Raw genomic sequence first — 2,845 nt, 5'->3', positions numbered from 1 at the left:
GTCACACCGGGCCGTCCAGAAGGCACGTCGGCCGCGCCGTTCGGCCCCGCGGACCCCGGCCCGACGGGTCCCGGACGACCGCCGCGGCCGGCGGCGGCCCGCCCGACCGGGTCGGTCCGGTCAGACGGCGAGGGCGGTGAGCACCTTTCCGTCGGCGCCCAGGTACAGGATGTCGCCGTCGGTCGCGAGGTGGAGGACGGCGCCGTCCGCCTCGTGCGACCAGCGGTGCTCACCCGTCTCCAGGTCGAGTGCCACGACCTCGGCCTCGGCGGAGCGGTGGCAGGCGGTGGTGCCGACGACCGTCACCGGGCAGTGCTCCGGGGCGGCGTCCGCGCGCCATCGCTCCTCGCCGTCCTCCGTGCCGAACGCAGTGAGCCGGCGGCCGGCGCCGAGCAGCACCGTGTCGCCCGCGGTGGCGAGGCCGGTCGGCCCGCCGGCTGCCGCGACCGACCACGTCTCCTCGCCGGTGGCGGGGTCGAGCGCGTACAGCCTGCTGTCGACGCGGTCGGCGAGGAGGAGCAGCCCCGACTCGGCGCGCACCGGCGCGAGCGGTTGGCCGCCGCCGGTGAACCGTCGCAGCTCGCCGCCGTCCGCCGTGTCGAGCGTGTGCATCACACCGTTGCCGGTGGCGACGTGGAGCTGCCCCTCGTGGAGGACGGGCGAGTTGAAGACCTGCCCGTGGGTCTCGAAGGTCCACCGAACCTGGCCGGTCGCCGCGTCCAGGGCGTGCACCGTTCGGTCGAGACCGCAGAGGTAGACGGTGTCCCCGTCCGCGACCGGTTCGGCGAAGACGCCCAGGCGGGTGGAGTGGCGCCAGCGCGGGGAGCCGTCGGCGGGATCCAGCACCACCATGCCGCTCGCGTCGGAGCCGGCCAGCGCGACGTACAGTCCGTCACCGTGATGGAGGGGCGCGGCGGAGGCCGGCCCGGTGCGGCGTTCCCAGCCGAGGAGGCCGTCAGCGGCGTCGAGGGCGTGGAGGGTGTCGCCGCTGCCGCAGAGCACGACATCGCCGTAGCGGGTGGCGGGCCCCCGGGACGGGCGGCCGGCCCCGAAGCTCCACAGCGCGGTGCCCGGTTCCGCCGAGCCGCCACCGGCGCCGTTGTCGCTGTCGCTGTCGCTGTCGGCACGACTGTCGCCGGTGAGGGCGTCCGCTCGGCGGTCGTCCGTGCCGGGGGCGCAGCCCGCCACGGTGAGGACGGCCAGCCCGAGCAGGCCGAGCACGGTGCGCCGGGCGGGCTCGCCCTCCGGGCCGGCCACGGTGGCGACGGCCGCACCGCGCGCGGCTGAGGTCGGTTCGCCCGGAAGGTACTGCTGGTTCGGTCGCACGGTCTCTCCCCCGTCGGTCTGCGGCGGCCCGGCACGGCGGCGCCGGATCGGTGCGCGGTGGCGGTTGTCGTGCGGGGCCCTGTGGTCAGGCACGCCCGTGGGCGGCGTTCCGGTTCCCAGGAACCCACGGGGTACCCGCCGGACGGGGCGGGGCGGTGACGGGGCGTCGAGCCGGAGGGGCCCCCGGCCGTGTCGCGTGGGATGCTCCGCACCACGGGACGGCACCCGCGGACGGTGACGAATCGGCGGCGCCTCCGGGCCGGGTGCACGTCCCCCGCCGCCAGACCGCTTCGACGAGGAGTTCCCCGTGACCACATCCCCGCGCACCGGGCTGACGATCGCGCTGCCGATCGAGGACCGCCGTCGGTCGTTCGCGTTCTACCGCGACGGTCTGGGCTTCCGCGCCGTCGGCGAGCCCGCGGAGGACGGGGTGCCGGAGCCGCTCCGGTTCGCCGTCAACGACGGACTGACGCTGATGCTGGTGCCGACGGGCGGTTTCGGATGGGTCCTGGGCGGCCGGGAGGTGGCGGGTTCGGGAGTCAGCGAGTGCGTACTGGGCCTGGACGCCGCATCGCCGGCGGAGGTGGACGCGCTGCTGGCGCGGGCGGAAGCGGCGGGCGCGACCGTCGTGACGGCGCCGATCCGGCAGCCGTGGGGCTACAGCGGCACCTTCACCGACCCCGACGGCCACCTGTGGATGGTGGAGGCCGCGCCGGAGGACTGACCGCGGAGGGCGCGGGCGTCGGTACCGGGCCACGGCGCGGAGGCCCGTCCCCCGTTCCTCGCGCGTCGGAGCCGGGCGCCGAGGCGTTGACGGCGGGCGCGGGGGCGCCGAGGCGGGACGGGGACGTTGTCGGTGGCCGCCGTTAGGGTCGGCGCCACGACCGGAGAGCGTTCGGGCGGCACGCCCGGTGCCGTCCAGGGGGGGTGAGCCATGGGGCAGTACTTCGAGTATTTCGCGGCGACGGTCGACACGGCGCGGGGCTGTGCGGCGGACGGGCCGACGGCCGCGGGACTGGACGTGGCCGAGCTGAAGTGGGTCGATCCGGTGGTGATGGTCTCCGAACTGTGCGCGGTGGTCCACGGGGAGGAGTTGGGCTGCTCCGGATCGGCGACGGGGCAGTGGCTCGGCCGGTTCCCCACGACGCTGCTGTCCGTGCCGGGTGACTCCGAGCTGATCGCGGTGCACGGGGACACCACCGCCTCGCTCGCCTCGGTGGGTGACGACCGGATCGGGTCGCTCGCGACGGCGTGGGCCGCGTCGGAGTACTGGGTGTCGGCGGAGGACCCGGAGGAACTCGTCCACGCCGTGCGCCGGCTGCGTGACACGGCTGTGGCCGCGTCTCGACCGGACCACGGGCTGTACGCCTGGTGGCCGGAGTGACGCGCCCGGCCGCCACGCACGGTCGGCAGGGCAGGGGGTGACGCGGCTCGGGCAGCGCGGCGGTGAGGACCGGCGCCGGAGAACACCGGCCGGCCGCGACGCCGGGGGCCGGCCCGCGGAGGGGGCGGGCCGGAC

General features: G+C 76.6%; 3 protein-coding genes. 2 read left to right on the top strand and 1 reads right to left on the bottom strand.

Going from position 1 to position 2,845, the window contains the following annotated elements:
- Positions 1-120: 120 nt before the first annotated feature.
- Entirely contained in the window at positions 121-1,326 is a 1,206-nt protein-coding gene (locus HCJ92_RS23460) for an outer membrane protein assembly factor BamB family protein (RefSeq protein ID WP_167935614.1), read from the bottom strand.
- 307 nt (positions 1,327-1,633) lie between these two features.
- Here HCJ92_RS23460 and HCJ92_RS23455 point away from each other — a divergent pair, with 307 nt between their 5' ends.
- Both HCJ92_RS23455 and HCJ92_RS23450 read left to right on the top strand, forming a co-directional pair.
- Positions 1,634-2,050, top strand: a complete 417-nt coding sequence (locus tag HCJ92_RS23455) for a VOC family protein (protein ID WP_338054352.1) — start codon at positions 1,634-1,636, stop codon at positions 2,048-2,050.
- Between the two features lie 210 nt (positions 2,051-2,260).
- Positions 2,261-2,710 carry a hypothetical protein gene (locus HCJ92_RS23450; protein ID WP_167935613.1) on the top strand — a complete coding sequence of 150 codons (450 nt, stop codon included), beginning with the start codon at positions 2,261-2,263 and terminating at the stop codon, positions 2,708-2,710.
- Positions 2,711-2,845: the final 135 nt, after the last annotated feature.

The sequence above is a fragment of the Streptomyces spiramenti genome (assembly GCF_012034385.1).
Taxonomy (GTDB): Bacteria; Actinomycetota; Actinomycetes; order Streptomycetales; family Streptomycetaceae; genus Streptomyces; species Streptomyces spiramenti.
This window is presented reverse-complemented; position numbering and strand designations above follow the sequence as displayed.